The sequence below is a fragment of the Bacillus sp. CH_70 genome (assembly GCF_038007045.1).
GTDB classification, from domain to species: Bacteria; Bacillota; Bacilli; order Bacillales; family Bacillaceae_G; genus Bacillus_A; species Bacillus_A cereus.
The window spans coordinates 326,258-349,846 of sequence record NZ_JBBOWL010000002.1; the positions used below are offsets into that span (position 1 = coordinate 326,258).

Sequence of the window (23,589 nt, forward strand, 5' to 3'; positions counted from 1 at the left end):
AATGCTTAGTCATTCAAGAATCCCATCCGTTACACCGTAAGGTGTAGGACCTGCTGGGAGTGTCAAATGCTATAAATTTAAAAAAGAGCACCGTATAAAGGTGCTCTAGCGATTGAATTAAATTTGTAAAGAACCATTTATTCAATAAAGAAGGACTTATGAATTATTATATGAACGGTTTATTAATTAAGTGTGTATCAACTAAATGGGAATTGTATTTCTCTACACCTATTTTAATTTACCGGTAAAATCATGTTAAAAGTAAGAAGGAAATTATTAAGCTAACGTTATTTTGCTTAAAATATAATCCCAATCGGAATTATCACCTTCCCATCTATCCTGATAACGAGGGAGTTCAATTGAACAAACCTTCGATATTCCCCAATTTTGTACAACAATATTAGATATCCCCTCCTTAAAATTAACAATAAGAATATTAAAATCCTTATTTGTAATTTCGGATAATATGTTTTGTAATTCAACTGCTTCATCTCGATTTCCCCAAATCCTAATGAATAAAATCGATTCACTGCTATTTATTTTTTCAAGGAATCGATTAATTCTAGTTCCTAATTTAGATTTAAAAGAAGGATAGGTTGATTTCCAATCCTTTTCTGAGTTAATTGGAAAGTCATGCATTGAAAAACAATTATAATAAGTGTCCTTTATACAGTAGGTAATTCTTTCTGCCCATTTAGTTTGATTATCAAATTCTGATTCAATAAGACCGTAACTTTCTGAACCTTCTATGACCATATTTTCTAACTTCATAAATTTTTCAAATCGATTTTGAAGTAACCTGTTTACATCTGAAAGTGATGGATAATAAAACCAATCTAAAGGTCCAGAAAATGTTCTTAAATGGTGCCTTTTGATTTGGTTGGTGACTTGACACAACCCTCCTAAACTTACAATTAAGCCATAGGATTTTTGTATATCTTCTAGATTCATCCTTATCATCCTTTTTAAAAATAATTTAAATTATGTGTTCAGTATATGATGCAATAACATATTGATGTGGACCTATATATCAAAGTACATTGAGCTAAGACCATCGTATAAACTTAAAAAATTAAAATTCCTAAGTTAAGAGCTTCTATCTTTGACGTTATATCATGGAGTTGCTATTGGAATGAAAGCTGGTAGGGATATCGCACCAGAGTTATATACTATCCAGTAACTTAAATTAAAAACCAGTCCTGGATTACTGTAGTAAAATTGTTGTCTTTTTAAAAGAATCCTTAGATAAAAAAGAAAACTCTATTGGTTAGCATTTGACCAGTAGAGTTTTCTTAGAAGTAGTATCTTTTAGATAATAATTATTAATGAGGAAACTTCTAATGAGAAATGCTTTTAAATATAAGAAGGGTACTATTCTAAGTATTTTTCGACAAAGTGAGAGGGATATGAAGAAATAGGGGGGCCTATTTTAAAGTAGGATAAATTATTTTTTGAAATTGGTATACAGTTCTTTAATAAGTAAAGTTTTTGTAAAATGTCTTTATCTATTGGATGAAGCATGTGATTTGTCATAATAAAATAATTGTGATGATAAATAAATACTTTTCCTTCAGGGAGGATTGTTTGATTGGATAGATTCGGATGAATAGGTAGTCCATCCGAAAAATGATCTAAACTATGTTGTGAAACTTTAATAATATCTTGAATTGAAAATTTAAATTTGCGAAATGCTATAGTGTTAATAAATGGACGTTTTTGATTATTTTCTATATAAAATAATTGTCCTTTTTCATTTTGCACAACCCGTAGATTGGGTATTGATGTTGTAAGGCTTATGGGTGGTCCTTCTGTATATTTGTAGATAAATGGATCGGGAATTAAGACAATTTCATTTTGATTATATTTGAAGTAGGAAAGCATCTCTTTTGAAATGAGCCTACGTTTAAAATTATCAATTAAAAATACTTCACCCTGTGAATTACTGAACAAAATACCATTTAAATCTTTTGAAGGGAGGTTAGCATACAAGTTTTGGAAAGAGAATGGTGTTTTAAAAGTAATATCAAGCACTTTGTTAATGGGATAAAAAGGTTGGAATGTATTTAGGCGTTTCCAAAACATCGCATCTCCAACAAACCAATATAAAGGATTTGTATCCCAATATCCACGGTACTTTTCATAGACTTTTACTAATATTCTTTTAGTATGCATAACTGAACAGTGATCTACAACATTAGCAGCTGTATATAAAATTTTCGAAGCTTCTCTCACAAATTCATTTGTAGGTTGTAAGTTATAATCAACATGCTTTACGTATTGGGAAGAGTACACTATATCAATTTCAGGATGTTTTTCTAAGAAAGATAACATTTCAGCTAATCTGTTTGGAAGGTATATAGTATCATCCGTTAGATAGCAAATATAATCCCCACATGTTAATGGAAGTGCCTCATTGATAAGTGTTGCATATCTTGTAGTTTTATATCGTTCATCATTTTGTATAAAACTATTCTTATAAGTAATTCGAGGATCCTCTAGATAATTTTTTATGACATTTATAGTTTCTGGACAGGAGTTATCATCCATAATAAAAAGTTCCCATTCTTTATAAGTTTGCATTAGAACACTTTCAATAACTTGATTAATTAATGACGGCTTATTATAACTAGTAAGGATAATTGATATTTTGGGTTGCAAATACTTCACCTCTATTGAGAATATTGAATGTGTTTTTTCTAGTGAAATATAATAATTAAAGCTTTATCAAAACTTTCTTTTTTATTTTAAATAGTTTATTACTTTTTCATAGATATGGTATGGACTATAGTGGAGAAAAAAGGATATAGGTGAATATAAATAATGCTATTAATTTTTTATAGGTAAAGAAATCTTTTTTAAAATTATCGGAACGGTTTGTCCTTTCTATTTATATAATAACGTAACTGTTTTTGTATTTGTTGATAAGGAGGAGAGGGATATTTGCCTAAAATTTCAGTTATAATGACAAGTTACAATAAGCCTGCGTTTGTTGAAAAATCGATATTAAGTGTATTAAACCAAACTTTTCAAGATTTTGAGCTTTTTATAATGGATGATAATTCAGATGAAATAACGCAGAAGGTGATTCAACCATTTATAAATAAGGAAAATGTACATTTTTATAAAAGTAATGTAGCTCATATTTCTGAAAGGACAAAAAAAGTCAGATATGCGGCTTTAATTAATGAAGCACTTAAGCATGCTAAAGGGGAATATATAACTTATATTACAGATGATAATCAATATGAAGAAGAACGCTTGAAAAAGATGTCTAGTTATCTTGATGAGAATGAAGATGTTCAAATTATTTACTCTGCATCAAAAACGATTCATATAGATGAATCAGATATGCCTATTAAAACTGTTGAAAGACCTGCCAAAAAAATTACAAATAATGCGCCATGTACCATTGATCATTGTTCTATTATGCATAGAGCATCTGTTTTACCAATTCTTGAAAAAAGGTGGAATTCTTACTGGGATGAAGATTCTCAGTTTTACCGGATAGGAGATGCACGTTTCTTTTGGAGATTAAATCACTATTGGGATTTTTATCCCTTAGATGAAATTTTAGATATTAATTATATTACTCCTCATTCAATACATGCACAGTTATTTGCAGAAGAAAAAAATGAATTTGTGCAATTATTACCACCACAAAGAACATGCAAAGAATTAAGAGAAGATCTAAGAAGAAAAAGAGGGTGAAAAATTGAGTGACATTTATTTGAAAAACTACTGGTTATTAAATTTAGAATATATAAATATTTTTTCAGAGTTAAAGCATCATAACATTCCTTTGCCATTACTGAGTAATTTTTATCAATATTTAGATGAAGATATAAAAAATAAAATGAAAGATGATAATTTTTACAAGCAATTGTCAATTGAGCCAATAGCGGAAACACAGTTACAGTTTGAGTTTGAAAAAATAATTTCTGCATTTCAATCAAAAATAAAAAGAAAAAATAAAAATGGAACAATCCTGCTAAATTCAGATTATCTCCGTTTTTCAGTAAGTAATTTTACCCACTTTCATCCAAATCAAACTAAGATATTAACAAGATCAATAAAGCCAGAACTTTATGGTCTTCCTACAGTTTGTGCACCAGATTATATAAATAAATCCCCTAATAACGCAAATGTTTATATAGAAAAAACTAAAGAAATCTTTTTAAGGTTTAATAAACACCCACTACTATCAAACACGTTTTTTCAAAAAAAATTACTCAGCGACCTTCCTATCATGATTGAGAAGCTTAACATGGCTCATTTTATTTTTAAAGAACAAGATATTTCTGGTGTAGTTGTTGGTACTACGGAAGACATAACAAGTAGAGCACTTACTTTTCTTTCTAGTAGTGAGGGTATACCAAGTTTATGTCTGCAACATGGTGCAATAATGGGAGAAGAAGCATATTTTCCGGTTTTCGCAACAAAACAGGTCGTATATGGGAAATATGAAGAAGCTTGGTACCTTCAAAAAGGGGTAAGTGAATCTCAAATTGAAATACTGGGGCACCCTAGATATGACGAAATCTTTGATAGAGTATATATGGATAAAAAGAATTTATTTAATAAATTAAAAATAGCCCCCTCTACAAAAGTAGTTTTTATTGCAACCCAGCCATTTAAAACTTTATTTTATACTGAACTGACAGAAAAGTTAGTGAAAGACAAAAATATTACGGTTATTATAAAGCCTCATCCTTGGGAAAAAGGGCGTAACTTAGTGGGAGAATATATTAAGTTAAGTAACACATATCCAAATGTTAAATATATAACAAATGAAGTGAACATGTATGATGTTATTTTACATGCAAATCTTGTGGTTATCTCAAATTCAACAGTAGGATTAGAGGCAATGTTATTAGACATACCTGTAGTTGTTTATAAATCTTTATTAGAGGAAAGGGATTATAAATATTACGATACGCTAGATTGGCTTGTAAACCATTCTATGGAGGATGTGACTAGTACGATTAAAAAGGTTCTACATGATCCTTTACAATCTAATTTAGCAAAAGAATTAAGAAAAAAATTTATTAATGAAAACTATCCGCAAGAAGCATGCACAAAAAGATTAATAAATTTAATTCAAGGTGAAAAAGATTAAACTCATCACCATTTATAAATATTTGAAGTAAAAGATTATATCCTCAGTTTTCAATGATTAATATGTATTTTAAACTTGTAATGGAAACGTGTGTTTTAATATCCGATAAACCAGTTTATCTCTCAACAAATGGCTTGCTAATGGAACTACACACAAATTGAAGAGAGGTTTTCTTAGCTAAAATTAATTTTTTAATATGAGGAGGTATATATTTTCATGTTTTTTAAAGACAAAAACGTTTTAATTATTGGTGGAACAGGAACAATTGGAAAAAGCATTCTTTCTAATGTTCTACAGGAAAAGCCAAAAGTGGTAAGGGTTCTTAGTAGGAGTGAATATAATCAATTTTTATTACAAGAAGAATTTAGGGATAAAAATCAAAATATTCGTTATTTAATTGGGGATATTCGTAATTATGATCGAGTATTTAGTGCGATGGAAAATATTGATTATGTATTTCATGTGGCCGCGATGAAGCATGTGTCTTTTTGTGAATATAATCCGTTTGAAGCAGTTTTGACCAATATTTTTGGAACACAAAATGTAATAAAAGCCGCAATTGCTCAGAAAGTAAAAAATGTAGTTTTTACAAGTTCTGATAAAGCGATTTCACCAACAAATAATTACGGTGCAACAAAGTTGACTGCTGAAAGATTAATTACATCAGCGGAATATTCAAAAGGTTCAAGTGAAACGATATTTGCAAGTGTTCGTTTCGGAAATGTGATGGGATCAAGAGGATCTGTCATTCCTTTATTTGAAAATCAAATTAAAGAAAACCAAAAAATAACTGTAACGGATCTTAGTATGAGTAGATTTATGATGACACTGAATCAAGCAACTATGTTAACAATTGAAGCAATGAAAATAGCAAAGGGTGGTGAAACTTTTATATTAAAAATGCCAGTTATTTCATTAAAAGATTTAAGTGAAGTGATGATAGAAGAAGTTACAAAATTATATGGGTTGCCTAAGGAGAATATAAAAATTGAAGAAATTGGATTAAAACCTGGTGAAAAAATGTATGAAGAACTTATGACACATGATGAGTCTTTACAGGCTTTTGAATTACCAGATATGTTTATCATTCCTAGCCCATTAAAAAAGGGTACACAATATGAAAATGCAGAAAGGGCGAAAGCAGGATTTTACCGTTCTGATCATCAAAATGCGATTTCAAAAGAAGAGCTTAGAAATTTAATATTAAACCAGCAACTATTAACAGGAGGGGAGAAACTATGAAAATATTAGTAACTGGTGGTGCAGGTTTTATTGGTAGGTGGGTTGTAAAGAGATTATTGCAGGATAAGCATGAACTATGGATATTAGACAACTTAGCAAATTCAACTACTGCAAATATCACCGAGTTTGCACACGATCTAAATTTAAAGCAATGCATTCAAGGAGATATTAAAGATAAAAAATTAGTTGCTGAATTATTTAAAAATAATTCATTTGATCTTTGTTATCATTTAGCAGCGAGTATCAATGTTCAAGATAGTATAGATGATGCTAGATCAACTTTTGAAAATGATACAATAGGTACTTTTAATTTGTTAGAACAATGTCTTAAGTATGACGTCAAAATGGTCTTTATGAGTACTTGTATGGTATATGATAAAGCTACTAATATACAAGGAATATCAGAATTAGACCCGATTAAACCAGCTTCTCCATATGCTGGATCAAAAATTGCTGCTGAAAACATGGTTTTATCTTACTATTATGCTTATAAGCTACCTGTAGTGGTTATTCGCCCATTTAATACGTATGGTCCATTCCAGAAAACAGGTGGGGAAGGTGGGGTTGTTGCCATTTTTATAAATAATAAATTAGATAATGTACCATTGAATATATATGGGGATGGAAAACAAACGAGAGATCTTTTATACGTTGAAGATTGTGCAGATTTTGTTGTGGCAGCAGGATACTCTGCAAAAGCAAATGGTCATATTATCAACGCTGGAACAGGACAAGATATATCCATTAATAAATTAGCAGAATTGATTACGGGAAAAAAAGTAAGTATTCAACACGTAACTCATATCCATCCGCAAAGTGAAATCCAAAAATTATTATGTAACTATGAAAAAGCAAAAACAATATTAAACTGGGAACCGAAAGTTTCTTTAGAAGATGGAGTTATTAAAACAGAAGAGTGGATTAAATCTTTAAAAATTAACCCTAAGGCGAAAGAGTAATGGTAAGGGGGATTCTCGGTATTCATGGAGGAAAGCCTGTTAGAGAAACTTATTTACCATATGGTCAGCAACAAATTGATGAATATGACATTCAGGCTGTTGTAGACGTATTAAAAGGGGATTTTTTAACAACAGGACCTATGGTTCAACAATTTGAGGAGGCTATAGCAAAATATGTGGGAGCAAAATACGCTGTTTCCTTTTCAAATGGTACAGCTGCATTGCATGCTGCCTGCTATGCAGCTGGCATAACTGAGGGAGATGAAGTAATTACAACTCCAATGACATTTGTAGCAAGTGCAAATTGTATCTTATACCAGGGTGCAAAGCCGGTATTCGCCGATATTGACAATGAAACATATAACATTAGTCCTAAATCTATAGAGGAAAAGATTACAAACAAAACAAAAGCCATTATTCCCGTACACTTTACTGGACAGCCTGTAGAGTTAGAAGCAATACAAAAAATAGCAAAAAAAAATAATTTGATTATCATTGAAGATGCAGCCCACGCATTAGGAGCCACTTATAAAAATAAAAAGATTGGTTCAATTGGTGATATGACAATGTTTAGCTTTCATCCGGTGAAACATATTACTACCGGAGAGGGCGGAGTAATTACCACAAATAATCCTCTTTTTTATGAAAAACTTGTTCAATTCCGTACACATGGAATTGAAAGGAACCCCAAAAAACTTCTTGAAAATCATGGACCTTGGTATTATGAAATGCAATTCTTAGGTTACAACTATAGAATTACGGATATACAAGCTGCTCTTGGTTTATCACAGTTAAGTAAATTAGACTCTTTTATTAAGATTCGAAAGAAATATGTAGACATCTATAGTAAAGAATTTAGTTGTTTATCTGAAATCATCATACCAAAGCAATTGCCTCAAACCAGTTCGAGCTGGCACCTTTATATTATTCGTTTAAATACTAAGTTATTAAAATGTAATCGAAAAGAATTTTACGAAGCGTTACAAAGAGAAAATATCGGTGTGAATGTGCACTATATACCCGTACATTTACAACCGTTTTATCAAAAATTAGGTTATGAAAAAGGTATTTGTCCGCAAGCAGAAAACGTATATGAGGAAATTATTACGCTGCCTCTATTTCCTAAAATGACAGAAGCTGATGTGTGGGATGTAATACAAGCTGTGAGAAAAGTTCTTTTGTTTTATAGTGTTGCTAAAAATTAAATGAAAGGGGGGTTAATAAAATTGCAAAATCAGAAATTGTTAAGAGCAGTTACAAAAGTTGACATTAAAAAAGGAGAGATTATTACAGCTAATAAAGTAACAATGGAGTTAAATGTTGTAGAAAATGCGCTGAATAAGCTTGAAGCAGAGGAATTATTACCTCAGGTAGCTGTATATAATTTGTCTGCAGGTACCCCATTAACAAAAGAGGTTATTGAACCTCCTAAGGTAGTAATAATTGTACTTTGCCGCTTAAAATCTACTAGGTTACCTTTAAAAGCCATATTGCCAATACACGGAGTTTCTTCCATTGAACGATGTCTTATAAATACATTAGCTATTCCAGGAAAATATCAGGTCATACTTGCTACTTCAGATATTGCACAAGATGACCCTTTGGAAAAATTTAATTTAGATGGAAAGGTTAAGATTTTTAGAGGTGATCCAGAAAATACCGCTGATCGCATGTTCCAAGCTGCAAAACAAGAAAATGCAAACATTGTCATGCGGATTACAGGAGATTGTCCAGCTGTGTCACCGGAAATTAATACTTTTTTGCTAGATGAACATTTGAAAAGTGGTGCAGATTATACACAGGCAGAGTTAAGTACGTTACCTGTCGGAACAGCAGGCGATATTTTTACATTAGAGGCAATTGAACGATTACTACAAACCCCAAAACCTTTAACCTATGCAGAATACCTTCCATTTTATTTTATTAATAATCCACATTTATTTCGTAACAATATAGTGAAACTTCCTCCACCATTTTGTTACCCTACTTGGAGGTTAACATTAGATGAACAACCGGATTTAGATATGTTCAATGAACTTTATAAAGGTCTGAATGTAAAATCTAAACCTTTATTTTTTCATCAAATAAAAGATTACATCCTTCGAAGTCCTGAACTTATTGAAATGAATAATCATGTGAAATTGAAATGGGCAAATCAACAATCATTAGTAGATGAGCTAAATAGAGAAACGAAATTATAAGTTAATAAGTTATAGTGCTTTTAGTGAGGAGGGAGTATCTTGCTTGAGAAAAAAATTGCCTTTCGCGCCGACGCATCTATTGAAATAGGTACCGGTCATATTATGCGTTGTTTAACACTGGCCCAAGAATTGCGAAATAAAGGTGCTCAAGTATATTTCATTTGTCATAAGCTGCAAGGTGATTTGCATCAATATATTTTAAATAAAGGATTTCATGTGTATGTATTAGATGGAGATGGTGAAAATACGAATTTCTTAAGTGCAAAAAACGGGAGTTATTTAAATTGGCTAAAATATCATTGGTTTGTTGATGCGCAGCAGACCAATGATATTTTGTCGCAACTTCCCAAGTGTGATTGGTTAATTGTTGATCATTATGGATTAGATAATAAGTGGGAATCTGCTTTAAGAAAAACGGTAAAGAAAATTATGGTAATTGATGATCTTGCAAATCGAATGCATGATTGCGATTTGTTACTAGACCAAAATTTATACGATAACCTTAATGATCGCTATAAAGATTTAATACCAGAGCACTCATTAGTAAAATTGGGGCCTAAATACGCTATATTACGACCAGAATTTCATGCAGCTAAGAAGATTTCACGAAAAAGAACAGGTAAAATTGAGAGGATTTTTATTTTTTTTGGTGGCCATGATGTAACAAATGAGACATTAAAAACGTTAAGAGCTTTACAAAATATAAATAAAAATAACTTAAAAATAGATGTTGTGGTAGGTAGTCAAAATCCTCATAAAGAAGATATTCAAACTTATTGTAAGAGTGTGTCTAACGCTTCATATTATTGTCAAATAGAGAATATGGAAGAGCTTCTCGTACGAGCGGATTTAGGGATAGGAGCTGGAGGCACAACCACATGGGAACGATGCTTTCTTGGATTACCTTCTATAACAATTACAACTGCCCAAAATCAAATTGAAGTAACCAAGGCTGTAGCGAAGGTTGGAGCTACATGGAATATTGGCACAGCTGAAAGTGTTTCGGATAAAGCAATTACGAAATGTCTAAACAAACTTTTATCAGATTCTAAAATAGTGAAAGAAATGTCTAATAAAGCTCTTTCTATACAGTGTGCCAGTAATACAAATGAAATAGTAAAAATTATTTTAGGAGGATAGTATGTTAGATATTGGGGATTTTCAATTGGAAAGTTTAGAAAAGAAAGATTTAGAACTTATTTTAAATTGGCGGAATACAAAAGAAATTCGCGCGGTTATGTATGAGGATCATCTAATAACCATAGACGAACATTTAAAGTGGTATGAAAAACTCGTAATGGATGATACAAAGGTTGCAAGATTATTAACATATAAAGAAAAACCAATTGGATTTGTTAATTTTACAAAAATAGATAGAATGAATCGAACTTGTTATTGGGGATTTTATATAGGTGAAAAGCAAAGTGTAAGACGTGCCGGAACTGTATTAGGTTTATTAGCATTAGATTTTATTTTTGAAATCAAAGACATACACAAAGTATGTGCAGAAATAATAGAATCAAACCGTATTAGTTTAAATTTCCATCAGAAACTTGGTTTCCAAGAAGAGGGAAGATATGAAGATTATATTTATAGGGAAAATGATTATGTTGATGTCATTACAATGACCTTGTCCCGTGAACAATGGGAGGAAAGAAGAGGATCTATAAAAAAAGAGCTTGAAGGTGACAAAAATGAGTAATGTATATATCGGAGGTAGAGAGATTGGCAATAGTTTGCCACCATTTATTATTGCAGAAATGTCAGGAAATCATAATCAATCATTAGATAGAGCGTTGCAAATTGTAGAGGCAGCTGCGGAGGCCGGGGCACAAGGATTTAAAATTCAAACATATACACCAGATACAATGACTTTAAATATAGAAAATGGTGATTTTTTAATTCATGATACGAAAAGTTTATGGAAAGGCAAATCACTTTATCATTTATACAAAGAAGCATATACACCATGGGAGTGGCATAAACCAATTTTTGATCGCTGTATAGAATTAGGAATGATACCATTTAGTACGCCTTTTGATGAAACAGCTGTAGACTTTCTAGAGACATTAAATGTTTCATGTTATAAAATTGCATCTTTTGAAAATACTGATATTCCCCTCATACGTAAAGTAGCCGCAACAGGAAAACCAATAATCATTTCGACAGGTATGGCTTCAATCGCTGAACTAGATGAAACAGTAAGGGCTGCGAGAGAAGAAGGGTGTAAAGAACTAATTCTTTTAAAATGTACAAGTACGTATCCTGCATCTCCAAAATCTACAAATATAGTTACTATACCTCATATGAAAGAGTTATTTAACTGTCAGGTGGGCTTATCGGATCATACACTGGGAGTAGGTGTATCTGTAGCAAGTGTTGCCTTGGGAGCTACAGTAATTGAGAAACATTTAACGCTCTCAAGGTCGGACGGAGGAGTTGATGCTAAATTTTCAATGGAACCAGCTGAATTTAAATTATTAGTAAGCGAAACTGAAAAAGCATGGGAATCTTTGGGGAATGTATATTATGGACCTACTGATATAGAAAAAGGTTCTTTAAAATTTAGAAGATCATTATATGTAGTAGAAAACATAAAAGCGGGAGAAAGATTTACAAATGAAAATGTTAAAGCTATTAGACCAGGGAATGGCTTATTACCAAAACACTTATCCAAAATTATCGGGAAAAAAGCGAGTAAGGATATCAAAAAAGGGACGCCTGTTTCATGGGATTTAATTTGATACCGAGGAAATGAGAGCTTTTATAGAAAGATTTATAACAAAAATGCTATAAATGATAGCAAACATGCTGGCCTATACCCACCGACATTCATCTACCACCTAAAGTTGGTGTTTCACACCTTCATATTTTTGAAGAAGAGTCTTCTGTCAGAAAATGATTTAAAGGCCCTGTTTAAAAACAGGGCCTTTAAAAAGGGCATGATATTTAACAACTGAAGGTACCTTTATATTACCATTATTGGAATATTGATACCATATGTTAGGTGTTGAGAAATAAAAAATTCATTGGGCACAACAAAGTGGCCAGCGAAGCTGGCTAACCACTTGTTGCACAAAAGAAAATTAGGCCCTTAAAAGTAATAGTTATGTAACCTAAAGTTACATTTATAGTATTAACAAGATTGCATATGTTATACGAAAAGGTACCTGGTGGCAATTACATTTTGGAGAAATAAAAAATAAAATTGCCACCGGATAACCTTTTGATAAAACAGAGCACTTTCAAACATAATGTATTCAAAATCTTACGATATGTGTAAATAAAAGAGCAGCTAGTGATGCTAGCTGCTTAATACAGAAAAGAGAAGAACTACAGGGACGGTTAAATGAGTTCTGGCTTTCGCCTATCTTTAGTATTGACGAAATGTTTAGTTTTATGCTGAAAAACCTAAGAAGAGCATCTATAAAAAGACCTCTTTAAGGAAGAAATGAGATATTGAAAAATAAATTAGTAGTTTAAAATATAATATATGACTATTTCATCATATTGTGACGATGAATCATAAAAGAGCAGCTAACAATAGCTAACTGCTCGACCCTCAACCAAGAGAGTTAGAGTTATCGAGGCCTTTAAGTGCCTATTATTTTTTAAAGAAGTTAGAAATTAAGTAATTCTGGATAAAAAAGATTGGTTCATTTTAGTTTAGAAAAAATTAAGATTTACTTATTATTACTTTAACTATTTAAAGTGAAACCTTAAGGGAAAGTTTAAAAAAATAAAATGTTGCGTTATAACATAATAATATAATTTTCATTTGAATAATTAAAAGCATATAAAAAGGGTGCTAGTCATTATTATGAAGTATGGAATTTTTTGAGTATTATAGGAGGGTTTCATGAGTAAAATAATAGATTTACTAAGGAGTTTAGATAAAAAACTAATTTTGATCTTATACATGTTTTGTATTATTAGTATCACTGCAATTTATAGTAGTCAACAAACTGGCCAGTATGGAAGCACAAACTTTGCATTTCAGCAAGGTAGGAACTATATAATTGGTTTTGTACTGTTAATATTAGTTGCAAGTATTGATTGGGATCAATGGCAAAAGTTATCTTGGCCATTGTATATTATTGGATTTGCAGCAATTGTTATATTGAAAATACTACCAGAATCAACGTTTACTCCTGTTAAATTGGGAGCAAAAAGATGGTTTCAATTTCCTGTTATCGGTCAAATTCAACCATCGGAGTTTTTCAAAATTGCACTTATTATATTTGTCGCCAATTTAGTAGTGAATCATAACGCCAAATATATGATTCGGACATATAAAACTGATTTCATATTGGTCGGAAAAATTATGTTGGTTTCGATTCCTCCTATTTCTTTAGTATACAGTCAGCCAGATACAGGTATGGTGTTTTTATACGCAGCATCTATTGCATGTATTTTATTTATGTCAGGGATTCAAAAGAAATTAATTGCACTTTGTACATTCATACCTGTAACTCTACTATCTACATTAATATTTATATACGTAAGATATCCCGATTTTTTCTTTAAAGATTTAGTTACTAGGTTAAAACCTCACCAACAATCACGCATTATAGGGTGGCTGAATCCAGCTGAAAATGCAGATCAGGGGTATCAAACGCAACAATCTCTTTTAGCTGTTGGAAGTGGTGAATTGCATGGAAAAGGATTTGGTCAAGGAAGTGTATATATTCCTGAAAAGCATACTGATTTTATTTTTGCTACCATCGCTGAAGAAGGTGGATTTATAATAGCGGCTCTCGTTGTATTGGTCTTGTTACTTCTTATATATCGAGTAACTATAATTGCTTATTCAGCAGAGAATCTGTTTGGTACATTCCTATGTGCGGGGACTATTAGTGTTTTAACACTGCAAATCTTCCAAAATATCGGTATGATTGTTGGGATAATGCCGGTAAAAGGAATTGCACTTCCTTTTTTATCATATGGAGGGAGTTCACTGTTTTCAAATATGATAATGATGGGGCTTATCTTATCGGTGCATAAAAATTATAAAAAATACATGTTTCAAGTGAAATAAAAGTTAAGAATATGTTTAGGATTGTTTTTTTAGATTTTTGAAAATGAAAAGAATTGAGATAAAGTCTGATTAGAAATTTAGAAGACGGTAATCTCCTAAATAGGAAATCAAATCCAATTTAGGGGTAGGTATCCATTTTGAAATAAAGTAATACGTAATGATTGAAATCAGCTTAATATAAAACTATTAACAAAAATTAGATATATATAATTCATTTATTATTCATCATTGTTATTAGCAATAGGATAGCTACTTAAAGATAAAAAGGAAGTTGCTAATTTTTTTGCAAAATGTAACGGAGGCTCCACTGATTGGATATGAATATACATGATTAATGGGGATCATATATAACCAGTGATTATGTAAAGCACTAACGATAATTCCCTGTTGTACAATTGATTTCAAAAATAAAGGGATTTCTTCTTGTAGAACAGCAATTTCTCCTAAATTTAATGCATTACCATTTTGATCCATTGATTCGAAACTTAATCCGACGGGTACTACATACGCACTTGGTTTTCCTTGAACTAGCACCTTAAAATCACGATGAAAAGACACCGAACAACCATTTTGACTTATTTTACTTTTTCCTTTAAGGATTGTAGCAAATTGATCACAAATGAAATGAAAGTTTTGCATAAATTCAATTCCCTTCTCATAAAAAATGTTTATTTTAAACGCAATTCCTATGATATTTTCAAGTGGCCATAGCCTTTCTTGAAAGGAATTAATCTATCTAATTTTGTGATTTGAACCATAACTTTGCGTTTCCGGCAAGGTTTTGGTTCTTTTTGTTTGCGGCAAACTTATGCTTCCGGGATTTGAAGAATATTTTTAATGGCGCTTTTAAAAAGTCACGGTGTTTATAAAAAAGTTACAATGTTTTTACCTTTTAATTAAAGAGTTCTAAATGAATTTTGATCCATCCTTTTCAAAATATATTCATTTTATTTATTATAAAATATAAGTTTGTAAAGTAGTTCTGACTATACTTCATTTTAAAGCTACAATAATTCCTTGATAAATAAATAGAATTATTGTAAAGTAATGATAATTCAATTGTATATTGTTTGAAAGTGATGAAAGGAAGTAGTAACAGGTATTTTTTCTTTTAGAGAGTCGGTGGGTGGTGTAAACCGATAGAAAGAGCTTGTGAATCCGTCCTTGAGCGAAATGTGGAACACTTCAATGTGAAGTTAGTAATCGTTTCCGGTTAAAAACCGTTAATTTTTTAAGTGGAAAGCTTATATTTTCTATGCTTTCAACTAGGGTGGCAACGCGGGTTAACTCTCGTCCCTTTTATAGGGACGGGAGTTTTTTGTGTTTTTTTAGTGAAATTCCCTACCTTAAAAGTTTAACGTGAACGAAGAAGATGGCATTAGTCACTTATTAAAGGAGAGATAAGACATGTTAGATGTAAAAGTATTACGTGCTAATTTTGAAGAAGTAAAGAAAAAATTGATTAATCGCGGTGGAGAGTTTTTTGAATTAGATAAATTTGAAGAATTAGACCAAAATCGTCGCGAATTGTTAGTAAGAGTAGAAGAATTAAAAAGTAAACGTAATGAAGTATCTGAGCTTATTTCGAAGTTAAAGCGTGAAAAACAAAATGCTGATGAACTTATAATCGAAATGCGTGAAGTAGGAGGCAATATTAAAGCGTTAGATGATGAGTTACGTAATGTAGAAGAGGAATTGAATTCTATATTATTGGCATTGCCAAATATACCTAATGAAACAGTGCCTATTGGAGCAACAGAAGATGATAATGTTGAAATACGTAAGTGGGGAGAAATAAACGAATTTTCATTTGAAGTAAAACCACATTGGGAAGTTGCTGAGAAATTAGGATTACTAGATTTTGAGCGTGCAGCAAAAGTAACAGGAAGTCGCTTCGTATATTACAATGGCTTGGGAGCACGTTTAGAGAGAGCGGTAGCTAATTTTATGTTGGATTTACATGTTGAAGAACATGGATATACGGAAGTGATCCCACCGTTTATCGTAAATAGCGATAGTTTATTAGGAACAGGACAATTCCCAAAATTTAAGGAAGATGTATTTACATTAAAAGATACAGATTACGCTTTAATACCAACGGCGGAGGTACCATTAGCGAACTATTATCGTGATGAAATACTAAATGGTGCAGAATTACCTATTAATTTTACGGCACATACTCCATGCTTCCGTTCTGAAGCTGGTAGTGCAGGACGTGATACGAGAGGACTTATTCGCCAGCACCAATTTAGCAAAGTTGAAATGGTTAAATATACTAAGCCAGAAGAATCATACGATGAGTTAGAAAAATTAACAGCGAATGCTGAAAGAGTACTACAATTGTTACAATTACCGTATCGAGTGATCGTATTATGTACAGCTGATATAGCATTTCCAGCTGCTAAAACATATGACATTGAAGTGTGGCTACCTAGCTATGGAATTTATCGTGAAATTTCTTCTTGCTCAAACTGTGAAGATTTCCAAGCACGTCGTGCAAGCATACGTTTCCGTCGTACAAAAGGCGCAAAACCAGAATTTGTACACACATTAAATGGTTCTGGGTTAGCTATAGGGCGTACAGTAGCAGCTATTTTAGAGAACTACCAACAAGAAGATGGCTCAGTTATAATCCCAGAAGTATTGCGTCCATATATGGGGGGAGTAGAGGTTATTAAATAAGAAAGATGTTGATTTGAGATAAAGTTTAACGATTTATAAAAAGTATGGGTGTTTACAAAAAGTCGTACCGTTGTGCATAGAAGTTTTTTATTAATTCCTATTAAATTAACATACGCTTCTGGTTTTGATTAAACTTTTTATAAAAACATATCTACTAACAACAAACAACCCAAGCATTTTACCTCATCTTTTTCAAAATGTTTGGGTTTCTTCTGATAAAAAATCAAATTTTGTATCATCCTTTTGATCAAACTTTATTACAGACCAAAAGCATTCACGGCAAGCTTATGGGTTAATAATTAATCCATGGCAAAGATATGCTTCTTACTTCCTCGAATAATTAACTAAATCTCCTCAAAAATATGTGATTTCCGGCAACTTTATGCTTCCAATTGCGGACAACTTATGGGTAAAGTGACAAATTTTTTGAACGTATAATTTATTATTGACGAAAAAAAGTACAAATGGCTCAACATAATATACAGTATACAAGCAGTAAAGGAAAAACATATTATGTAACTGCAAATGAAGCCTATGTGAAATGAAAGAATAATAAAAAGGGTTCTTCCCGAGAGAAGAACTTAGTTTGTAGAATATTATAAGATATATTATCCCCGTAATGGCGTTCTGTATCATGTTTATGTAATGATAGCCAAGAGTATGATGAAAATAAAACCAGAGTATTATTAATTAGAGAGAGCTCTGGTTTCGTAGTTTCTCTTGAACCATGTAATATAATGCAGAAAATCATTTTGTATAACTAAAAAGACAGAAAAAAGAGCATTCCTGGTTGGATGGGAGGAATACTCTGTTTCTGTATAACACAATCGGCATTCTGATTATATGAATTCACTATATACAATATGACTTGAAAATAATAAAGACACCTTCCCCAGCTGAAGGTGTCTCATGTGGTGATATTCTAGATGTATAAATAGTATATCCAATATTATAGAAAGATAGAACTTAGTATTGACTGATAAATGTATATGATAAAAGAATAATTCGGTAAACAAAAAGAGCCATTAGATGACGGCTCTTTTTGTTTTATGAATTTAGCATGTCGATAAGATCGTTACCATCAATTAATTCAATGTTCTTATTTGCAGCGTATTGCTGCGCATTTTTATTGAAATGACTTAACGTAACAAAGTATCCTCCTGTAGCTTCTCCATCGATGATGGCACTATGTAGCTTTTGAATGTATGGTCGTCCAATAGATTTTTTTGTATATCTTTTTATTTCAACAAATTTCACTTCATCATCTTTCCAAAGAATAATGTCTTTTCCTCTATCATTAGAACCTGGTGTAACTTGCGCTTGGTATCCTCGAGAATTAAACAAGTCAGCGATTAAATATTCAAACTTTCGCGGATCCATTTTTTCTAAATATTCACGATTTGCTTGTTCTCTTAAGTGTTTCATGCGAATTTCTTCTTCAGAGACCTCGGGTGCTTTAAGTATTATTCCTAATCCAAAAACGATGACTAATGAAATGATAGCCCAAATCATACAATTCACCTCAGTATGAGTATAACCAGCTTAACACTTATTCTATCTCTTCATACCAAATACCCTCTATATGTAATTTAATAACTTTTGGAATAGGACATGCAACAGGAAATGTAGGAGTAGCGCTTTTAATAAAGTTTTTCATCGTATTTTAAAAAATTTGAATCGGAATGTGAGTAAAACAACACTAGGGAGAGAATACGTGTATTATCTCTATAAAGAAGGGATACTTCATGCAGTTGAGGTAGATTGCTCTTAATAAATGAAGTGAAATTAAAAAGTACGAAGAGTTCATCAAAATATATAAGCAGAAATATTACGATAAAATGCCAGTGATTCATTTTTACGGATACTAAATACAAAAAAGGAAACTTGATGAGTTAGTATCTAAGTATAATACGTTTGTGAAGGTGGATGTAATAGAATAAATATAAAAAAGTGTTAAAAAGTTTGCAAACGAACCTGATAAAGCTTATAAAAAAGAAAATATCGCTGATATGTCATCTTCAATAATAGCTAAAATTAACTAGAATACACTAATATGAAATGCTAATAAAAAATCCTTAATACTAAAAATGTAGTAGCAAACTTGTTAAATTAATCCAAACGGAATTTATCTTCTATCTCATTGAAGGTGCAATTGCATCTTTAGGAAAATCGTGATTGATTTCTATAGGGAAAAGACAAATTAAAATGCTTCTTCATAAAACTGAAAAAACATTTTAATTTATTAAAAATGAGTATTTAAGAAAAGATATTATTAATTTAATAAATTAATGAATATGTGATTGTAAAATAGTCGTTATAAAATGAATCCTCTCATGAAAAGTATGCTGGTTAATGACTCTTGCATGAATTTTTTCGACCATTACTCTTTTTAAAATTGTATCATCTAAATGAAAAGATATCTTGTTTAAACAGTCTTCAAAGCTGTTATAGGATATAATTTCATCTTCATTGAAGAAAGATGAAAGGTCAGGTTTTTCTTCAATAATTTGAAATCCTTGGCAAGCGGCAATATCAAAAGCACGATTATTAATTGTATTATTTTTTACTTTATTTTTATTTTTATTCTGTGGAAATAGATGACTACGGTGAGGATTTAAAATAACACTAGCGTTATTATAATAGAGTGCAACTTCTTGAGGTGGAATCCATCCTTCTATAATCTTAATTCTTCGGTGATTATTCCATTTTTTTAATAACTTATTTCTCCAGTGTTGACCAATAATAGTATAGTGATAAGGCGTTTTTTCCAAGAGAAACTGTATTAATTTTACTCGGTTAGGATAAGGATATCCAATAAACAATACTTCACTTTTATATTTTGGATTTTTTAGATTAGGTTTAAATACCTCTATATTAGTTGCTAATGGTAAGTGATATACATTGGTATATCCTAAAGGTGTGTAATATTTAAGTGCTTCGCTATCAATAGTAAATATAAAATCGAAGTTTTTTAATAGAAGAAGAGAAGTATCTATATAAAATGGATCCTCAGTTAGCCAGACAGCTAATTTAATGTTTCTTTTTTTAAAATATTGAATTGCTTTTTGTGGTAGATGATTACCTAATAAGGTGAAAACAATATCGGGATGAAACGTTGTTGTAATGAAATCCAATTGCTGTATTAATTCATTTGGCTGTACTGCTAACCATTCGAATTTTTGATCAATAAGAGTTCTTTGTATGCTTTGATCTAGATATTGATAGATTTTTGAGTAACCAGAAGTAATGTATAAGAGTTTCATATTTCAACCCCTGCTTTTAGGTTTAAAATATATTATGAGATAAACGTAATACTTTCTATTTCTTTACAACTAATCTTAGTAATACTTGTAGTAGGAGGAGTAACTGAATTTTCCTCTTCTAATGTGACTATACAAGTATTAGGGTTAAAACTTGTAAACACAGCAGGACCAATAATATTCCCAGATTTACCAGTCACAGTAACGACTTCGCCTGGTTGTAAATTTTTAAAAATACTACATACTCCACCTGAACAACCAAATAAATTGCATAAGAACAAATTTATCCCTCCTTTAAACAATATACTATATCATATGAAATTTTGTAGAACGTTGTGTAGACAAGTAACCTTTAGAAGAGAAAAAGTTTAAATTAAAGCATCCTATTGAAATAATAGATGCAATAGAATGTTACGTATCAGGGTGTACTGATTAGTATAGTCATTAGAGTTTCTTAAATAGGGATTAAGCTAGAAAAATATAAAGCTTCTTAAGGAGTGGTTAAAGTAACACTTTCTATATCTTTACAACTAATGAATATAGTATTGGTTGAAGAGGGGGTTATCACATCTTCTTCTACCAACACTACTGCACATATATTCGGAAAGAATAGTGAAAAAGTAGCAGGCCCGATAATTTGACCTGATCTAGTGGTAACTGTAACTACTGTTCCTGTTGGCCACGTAGAGAATAAAAAACAAGCTAAACCTGTACAATCTGCCATATTAAATCCTCCTAATTTTAAGTTTTAATTAAAATAATAAAGTCCAAACATTTTATAGTGTATGTGTAAGTAACATGAAGTGCTTGGACTAATAGAAATCACGTTCTGATATTATCTCTTTATGATCAGTGAGATAACTACTAAATCCTATAATACAAAGGTTTAATAAATACAACATGGCCGGAAGGGGTAATGAAAAAGATATTCTATGACTTAGTAATTAGCTATTCCAAGGTCCAAATACTATGAATCGGAATTATAAATTGAGAAATTGGGATATATGGGGCTATGATGAATGATATTTGAATAGGATAAAATACAAAACTAAAGTTTTCGATAGTATTGATGGAAATCCTGAGCAATTAAAAAATCTTATTTATATGTAACTGTTTTAAAATATTTTCTAAGAGAAACAAGTGAAAGTTTTAAAAATGTAGTGAAAAATTGAACACAAGTTTTATTCAAAAAAAAGAACACAGATCAGTGCTCTTAGAAAGTAAACTATATGGTTTTCGGATTAGTATATAGTATCATATGCTCGTTTTTTTTAAGAGTGTAAACAAAATTAAATAAAAATACTACATATGAGGTCTTTAAAAGTGCAATAGCTCAGTAGGATTGATTTGCAAATGGGTTGTTGGTTACATATAAACTAAATAACAATAAATTCATTAGTAAATTTATATAAACAAAAATGATTGAAAACAAACTTTTTACATTACTAAATTCAATATTCAGGTTCTTATAAGTATCAACGGATACTGTGAGATAGTATTGGGGCAAGGATAAATTGTAAGGAAAAAATTATATAAGTGATTAATTAATATAAAACCATCCTATTATTGTATATGTGAAAATTTGATGTTTCTATGCAGTTCGTTTCATGTAACTCACAATCCAATGTTTATTGGCATGTGATGTAATTAAATGTAGTTAGAATTCAGGATAATATTGGGAAATATAAAGTTTGTAGTGTTTGAAACAAATTAAAGAAGTAACATGGGGGATTCATGCATATAGTAATTTTGTTGATTGTTTTTAACTAAATATTCATTTAAATCAGATAAATTAATGGTGTTTTTAACTTATAATATTGTTTATAAGATGAAATAAGGCTAAGGATGGTTTAATTAAAAAATCAATTTTAGATAGGAAGAGGATAATGAAGACCAGAGATAGTTATAAAATTATTGTAATTGGTGCTGGGACTGCAGGACTATCTTCTACTGCACATTTGTTGCGAAATGTCCCCCTATTGAAAGAAAGTATAGCGATTATTGATCCATCAAAAAAACATTACTTTCAGCCACTATGGAGTTTAGTGGGGGGAGGCATTGTTTCAAAGGAAAGTACGATGCGTAATCAAGAATCGCTTATTCCAAAAGGAGCAACGTGGATCCCTAAAAGTGTTGTTAAGTTATTTCCATCTAAAAATAAGATACTTTTAGATGATGGACTGCTGCTTGAGTATGAAATTCTTATTGTAGCAGCCGGAATACAAATTAATTGGGAAGGTATTAAAGGCTTAAAAGAGTCTATTGGGAATAATGGGGTTTGTAGCAATTACTCTTATAAATATGTTGATTCAACTTGGAGAGAAATTGAAAAATTTAAAGGAGGAAATGCGATTTTTACCCACCCCAATACTCCTATTAAATGCGGTGGTGCTCCACAAAAGATTATGTATTTAGCAGAAGAGTATTTTTCTAATAACGGTGTGAGAAACAAAAGTGAAGTAATGTTTTATACTGCGAACGCTAACATATTTCAGGTTCCACGTTATGCAAATACTTTAGAACAAGTACTAGAAAGAAAGCAAATTATAACAAATTATAATAAAAACTTAGTAGAAATTATTGCCGAAAAGAGAGAAGCAATTTTTGAAGATACGCAAACACTGAATAGAGAAACTGTACCATACAGTATGATCCATGTGGTTCCACCAATGGGGCCACCTAATTTTATTAAAGAGAGTGAGATAAGTGATTCTCAGGGGTGGGTAGATATAAGCCCTTATACTTTGCAGCATGTACAGTATAAGAATATTTTCGGACTTGGAGATTGCACCAATTTACCCACCTCTAAAACTGGAGCGGCAATTCGAAAACAAATACCTGTCTTAAAACAAAATATTATGGACGTACTTAACGGAAGAGACTTGCATGCTAAATATGATGGATATACATCCTGTCCGATTGTTACAGGATATAAAAGTCTTATACTCGCTGAATTTAACTATGAACATGAGCCCCAAGAAACGTTTCCATTTAATCAAGCGAAAGAACGGTATAGTATGTTTTACTTAAAAGATATATGTTGCCCTATATGTATTGGAATTTAATGTTGAAAGGGATTTTATAGGAGAAG

Annotated in this window: 17 protein-coding genes, 2 pseudogenes and 1 other annotated feature; of the genes and pseudogenes, 12 read left to right on the plus strand and 7 right to left on the minus strand. The window is 31.2% G+C overall.

Annotated elements, in window-relative coordinates; genetic code table 11:
* Positions 1 to 276: 276 nt before the first annotated feature.
* Positions 277 to 951: a papain-like cysteine peptidase gene (locus tag N2V79_RS28600; protein ID WP_340720494.1), complete on the minus strand. Its 675-nt coding sequence runs from the start codon at positions 949 to 951 to the stop codon at positions 277 to 279.
* Between the two features lie 420 nt (positions 952 to 1,371).
* A complete protein-coding gene (locus tag N2V79_RS28605) occupies positions 1,372 to 2,658 on the minus strand; it encodes a glycosyltransferase family 2 protein (protein ID WP_340720495.1) in 1,287 nt (428 codons plus the stop codon).
* Between the two features lie 282 nt (positions 2,659 to 2,940).
* Between N2V79_RS28605 and N2V79_RS28610 the strand changes: the two genes are divergently transcribed.
* The 10 genes from N2V79_RS28610 to N2V79_RS28655 all read left to right on the plus strand — a co-directional run bounded on the left by N2V79_RS28610 (position 2,941) and on the right by N2V79_RS28655 (position 14,556).
* The gene (locus N2V79_RS28610; protein ID WP_340720496.1) at positions 2,941 to 3,708 is read left to right on the plus strand and encodes a glycosyltransferase family 2 protein; all 768 of its coding nucleotides are present in this window, start codon (positions 2,941 to 2,943) and stop codon (positions 3,706 to 3,708) included.
* Positions 3,709 to 3,712: 4 nt separating this feature from the next.
* The gene (locus N2V79_RS28615) at positions 3,713 to 5,116 is read left to right on the plus strand and encodes a CDP-glycerol glycerophosphotransferase family protein (protein ID WP_340720497.1); all 1,404 of its coding nucleotides are present in this window, start codon (positions 3,713 to 3,715) and stop codon (positions 5,114 to 5,116) included.
* Between the two features lie 216 nt (positions 5,117 to 5,332).
* Positions 5,333 to 6,358 carry an SDR family NAD(P)-dependent oxidoreductase gene (locus tag N2V79_RS28620; protein WP_340720498.1) on the plus strand — a complete coding sequence of 342 codons (1,026 nt, stop codon included), beginning with the start codon at positions 5,333 to 5,335 and terminating at the stop codon, positions 6,356 to 6,358.
* The gene (locus N2V79_RS28625; protein ID WP_340720499.1) at positions 6,355 to 7,317 is read left to right on the plus strand and encodes a dTDP-glucose 4,6-dehydratase; all 963 of its coding nucleotides are present in this window, start codon (positions 6,355 to 6,357) and stop codon (positions 7,315 to 7,317) included. The genes N2V79_RS28620 and N2V79_RS28625 overlap by 4 nt, the downstream gene beginning before the upstream one ends.
* A complete protein-coding gene (pseC, locus tag N2V79_RS28630) occupies positions 7,317 to 8,522 on the plus strand; it encodes a UDP-4-amino-4,6-dideoxy-N-acetyl-beta-L-altrosamine transaminase (protein WP_000251476.1) in 1,206 nt (401 codons plus the stop codon). The genes N2V79_RS28625 and pseC overlap by 1 nt, the downstream gene beginning before the upstream one ends.
* Positions 8,523 to 9,518 carry a cytidylyltransferase domain-containing protein gene (locus tag N2V79_RS28635; protein ID WP_340720500.1) on the plus strand — a complete coding sequence of 332 codons (996 nt, stop codon included), beginning with the start codon at positions 8,523 to 8,525 and terminating at the stop codon, positions 9,516 to 9,518.
* Between the two features lie 39 nt (positions 9,519 to 9,557).
* Positions 9,558 to 10,658 (plus strand): UDP-2,4-diacetamido-2,4,6-trideoxy-beta-L-altropyranose hydrolase, encoded by a 1,101-nt coding sequence (pseG, locus tag N2V79_RS28640; RefSeq protein WP_340720501.1) that lies wholly within the window; start codon positions 9,558 to 9,560, stop codon positions 10,656 to 10,658.
* A gap of 1 nt (position 10,659) precedes the next feature.
* Positions 10,660 to 11,220, plus strand: a complete 561-nt coding sequence (pseH, locus tag N2V79_RS28645) for a UDP-4-amino-4,6-dideoxy-N-acetyl-beta-L-altrosamine N-acetyltransferase (RefSeq protein ID WP_340720502.1) — start codon at positions 10,660 to 10,662, stop codon at positions 11,218 to 11,220.
* Positions 11,213 to 12,262 (plus strand): pseudaminic acid synthase, encoded by a 1,050-nt coding sequence (gene pseI, locus N2V79_RS28650; protein WP_327890473.1) that lies wholly within the window; start codon positions 11,213 to 11,215, stop codon positions 12,260 to 12,262. Before pseH ends, pseI begins: the two co-directional genes overlap by 8 nt.
* Positions 12,263 to 13,377: 1,115 nt before the next feature.
* On the plus strand, positions 13,378 to 14,556 hold the full coding sequence (locus N2V79_RS28655; RefSeq protein WP_340720503.1) for an FtsW/RodA/SpoVE family cell cycle protein: 1,179 nt from the start codon (positions 13,378 to 13,380) through the stop codon (positions 14,554 to 14,556).
* A 218-nt stretch (positions 14,557 to 14,774) separates the two neighbouring features.
* Here N2V79_RS28655 and N2V79_RS28660 read toward each other — a convergent pair.
* Positions 14,775 to 15,195 (minus strand): annotated as a pseudogene (locus N2V79_RS28660) (DUF1259 domain-containing protein).
* 431 nt (positions 15,196 to 15,626) lie between these two features.
* Positions 15,627 to 15,857: a binding site (T-box leader), on the plus strand.
* A 106-nt stretch (positions 15,858 to 15,963) separates the two neighbouring features.
* Between N2V79_RS28660 and serS the strand changes: the two are divergent.
* A complete protein-coding gene (serS, locus tag N2V79_RS28665) occupies positions 15,964 to 17,238 on the plus strand; it encodes a serine--tRNA ligase (RefSeq protein ID WP_340720504.1) in 1,275 nt (424 codons plus the stop codon).
* Between the two features lie 1,047 nt (positions 17,239 to 18,285).
* Here serS and N2V79_RS28670 read toward each other — a convergent pair.
* The 4 genes from N2V79_RS28670 to N2V79_RS28685 all read right to left on the minus strand — a co-directional run bounded on the left by N2V79_RS28670 (position 18,286) and on the right by N2V79_RS28685 (position 21,222).
* Positions 18,286 to 18,750: a restriction endonuclease gene (locus N2V79_RS28670; RefSeq protein WP_340720505.1), complete on the minus strand. Its 465-nt coding sequence runs from the start codon at positions 18,748 to 18,750 to the stop codon at positions 18,286 to 18,288.
* 773 nt (positions 18,751 to 19,523) lie between these two features.
* A complete protein-coding gene (locus N2V79_RS28675) occupies positions 19,524 to 20,501 on the minus strand; it encodes a CgeB family protein (protein WP_340720506.1) in 978 nt (325 codons plus the stop codon).
* Positions 20,502 to 20,533: 32 nt separating this feature from the next.
* Positions 20,534 to 20,779 carry a CGEA protein gene (locus N2V79_RS28680; RefSeq protein ID WP_340720507.1) on the minus strand — a complete coding sequence of 82 codons (246 nt, stop codon included), beginning with the start codon at positions 20,777 to 20,779 and terminating at the stop codon, positions 20,534 to 20,536.
* A 209-nt stretch (positions 20,780 to 20,988) separates the two neighbouring features.
* The gene (locus tag N2V79_RS28685) at positions 20,989 to 21,222 is read right to left on the minus strand and encodes a CGEA protein (RefSeq protein WP_340720508.1); all 234 of its coding nucleotides are present in this window, start codon (positions 21,220 to 21,222) and stop codon (positions 20,989 to 20,991) included.
* 1,162 nt (positions 21,223 to 22,384) lie between these two features.
* Here N2V79_RS28685 and N2V79_RS28690 point away from each other — a divergent pair.
* Positions 22,385 to 23,583, plus strand: a pseudogene (locus N2V79_RS28690) (FAD/NAD(P)-binding oxidoreductase).
* Positions 23,584 to 23,589: the final 6 nt, after the last annotated feature.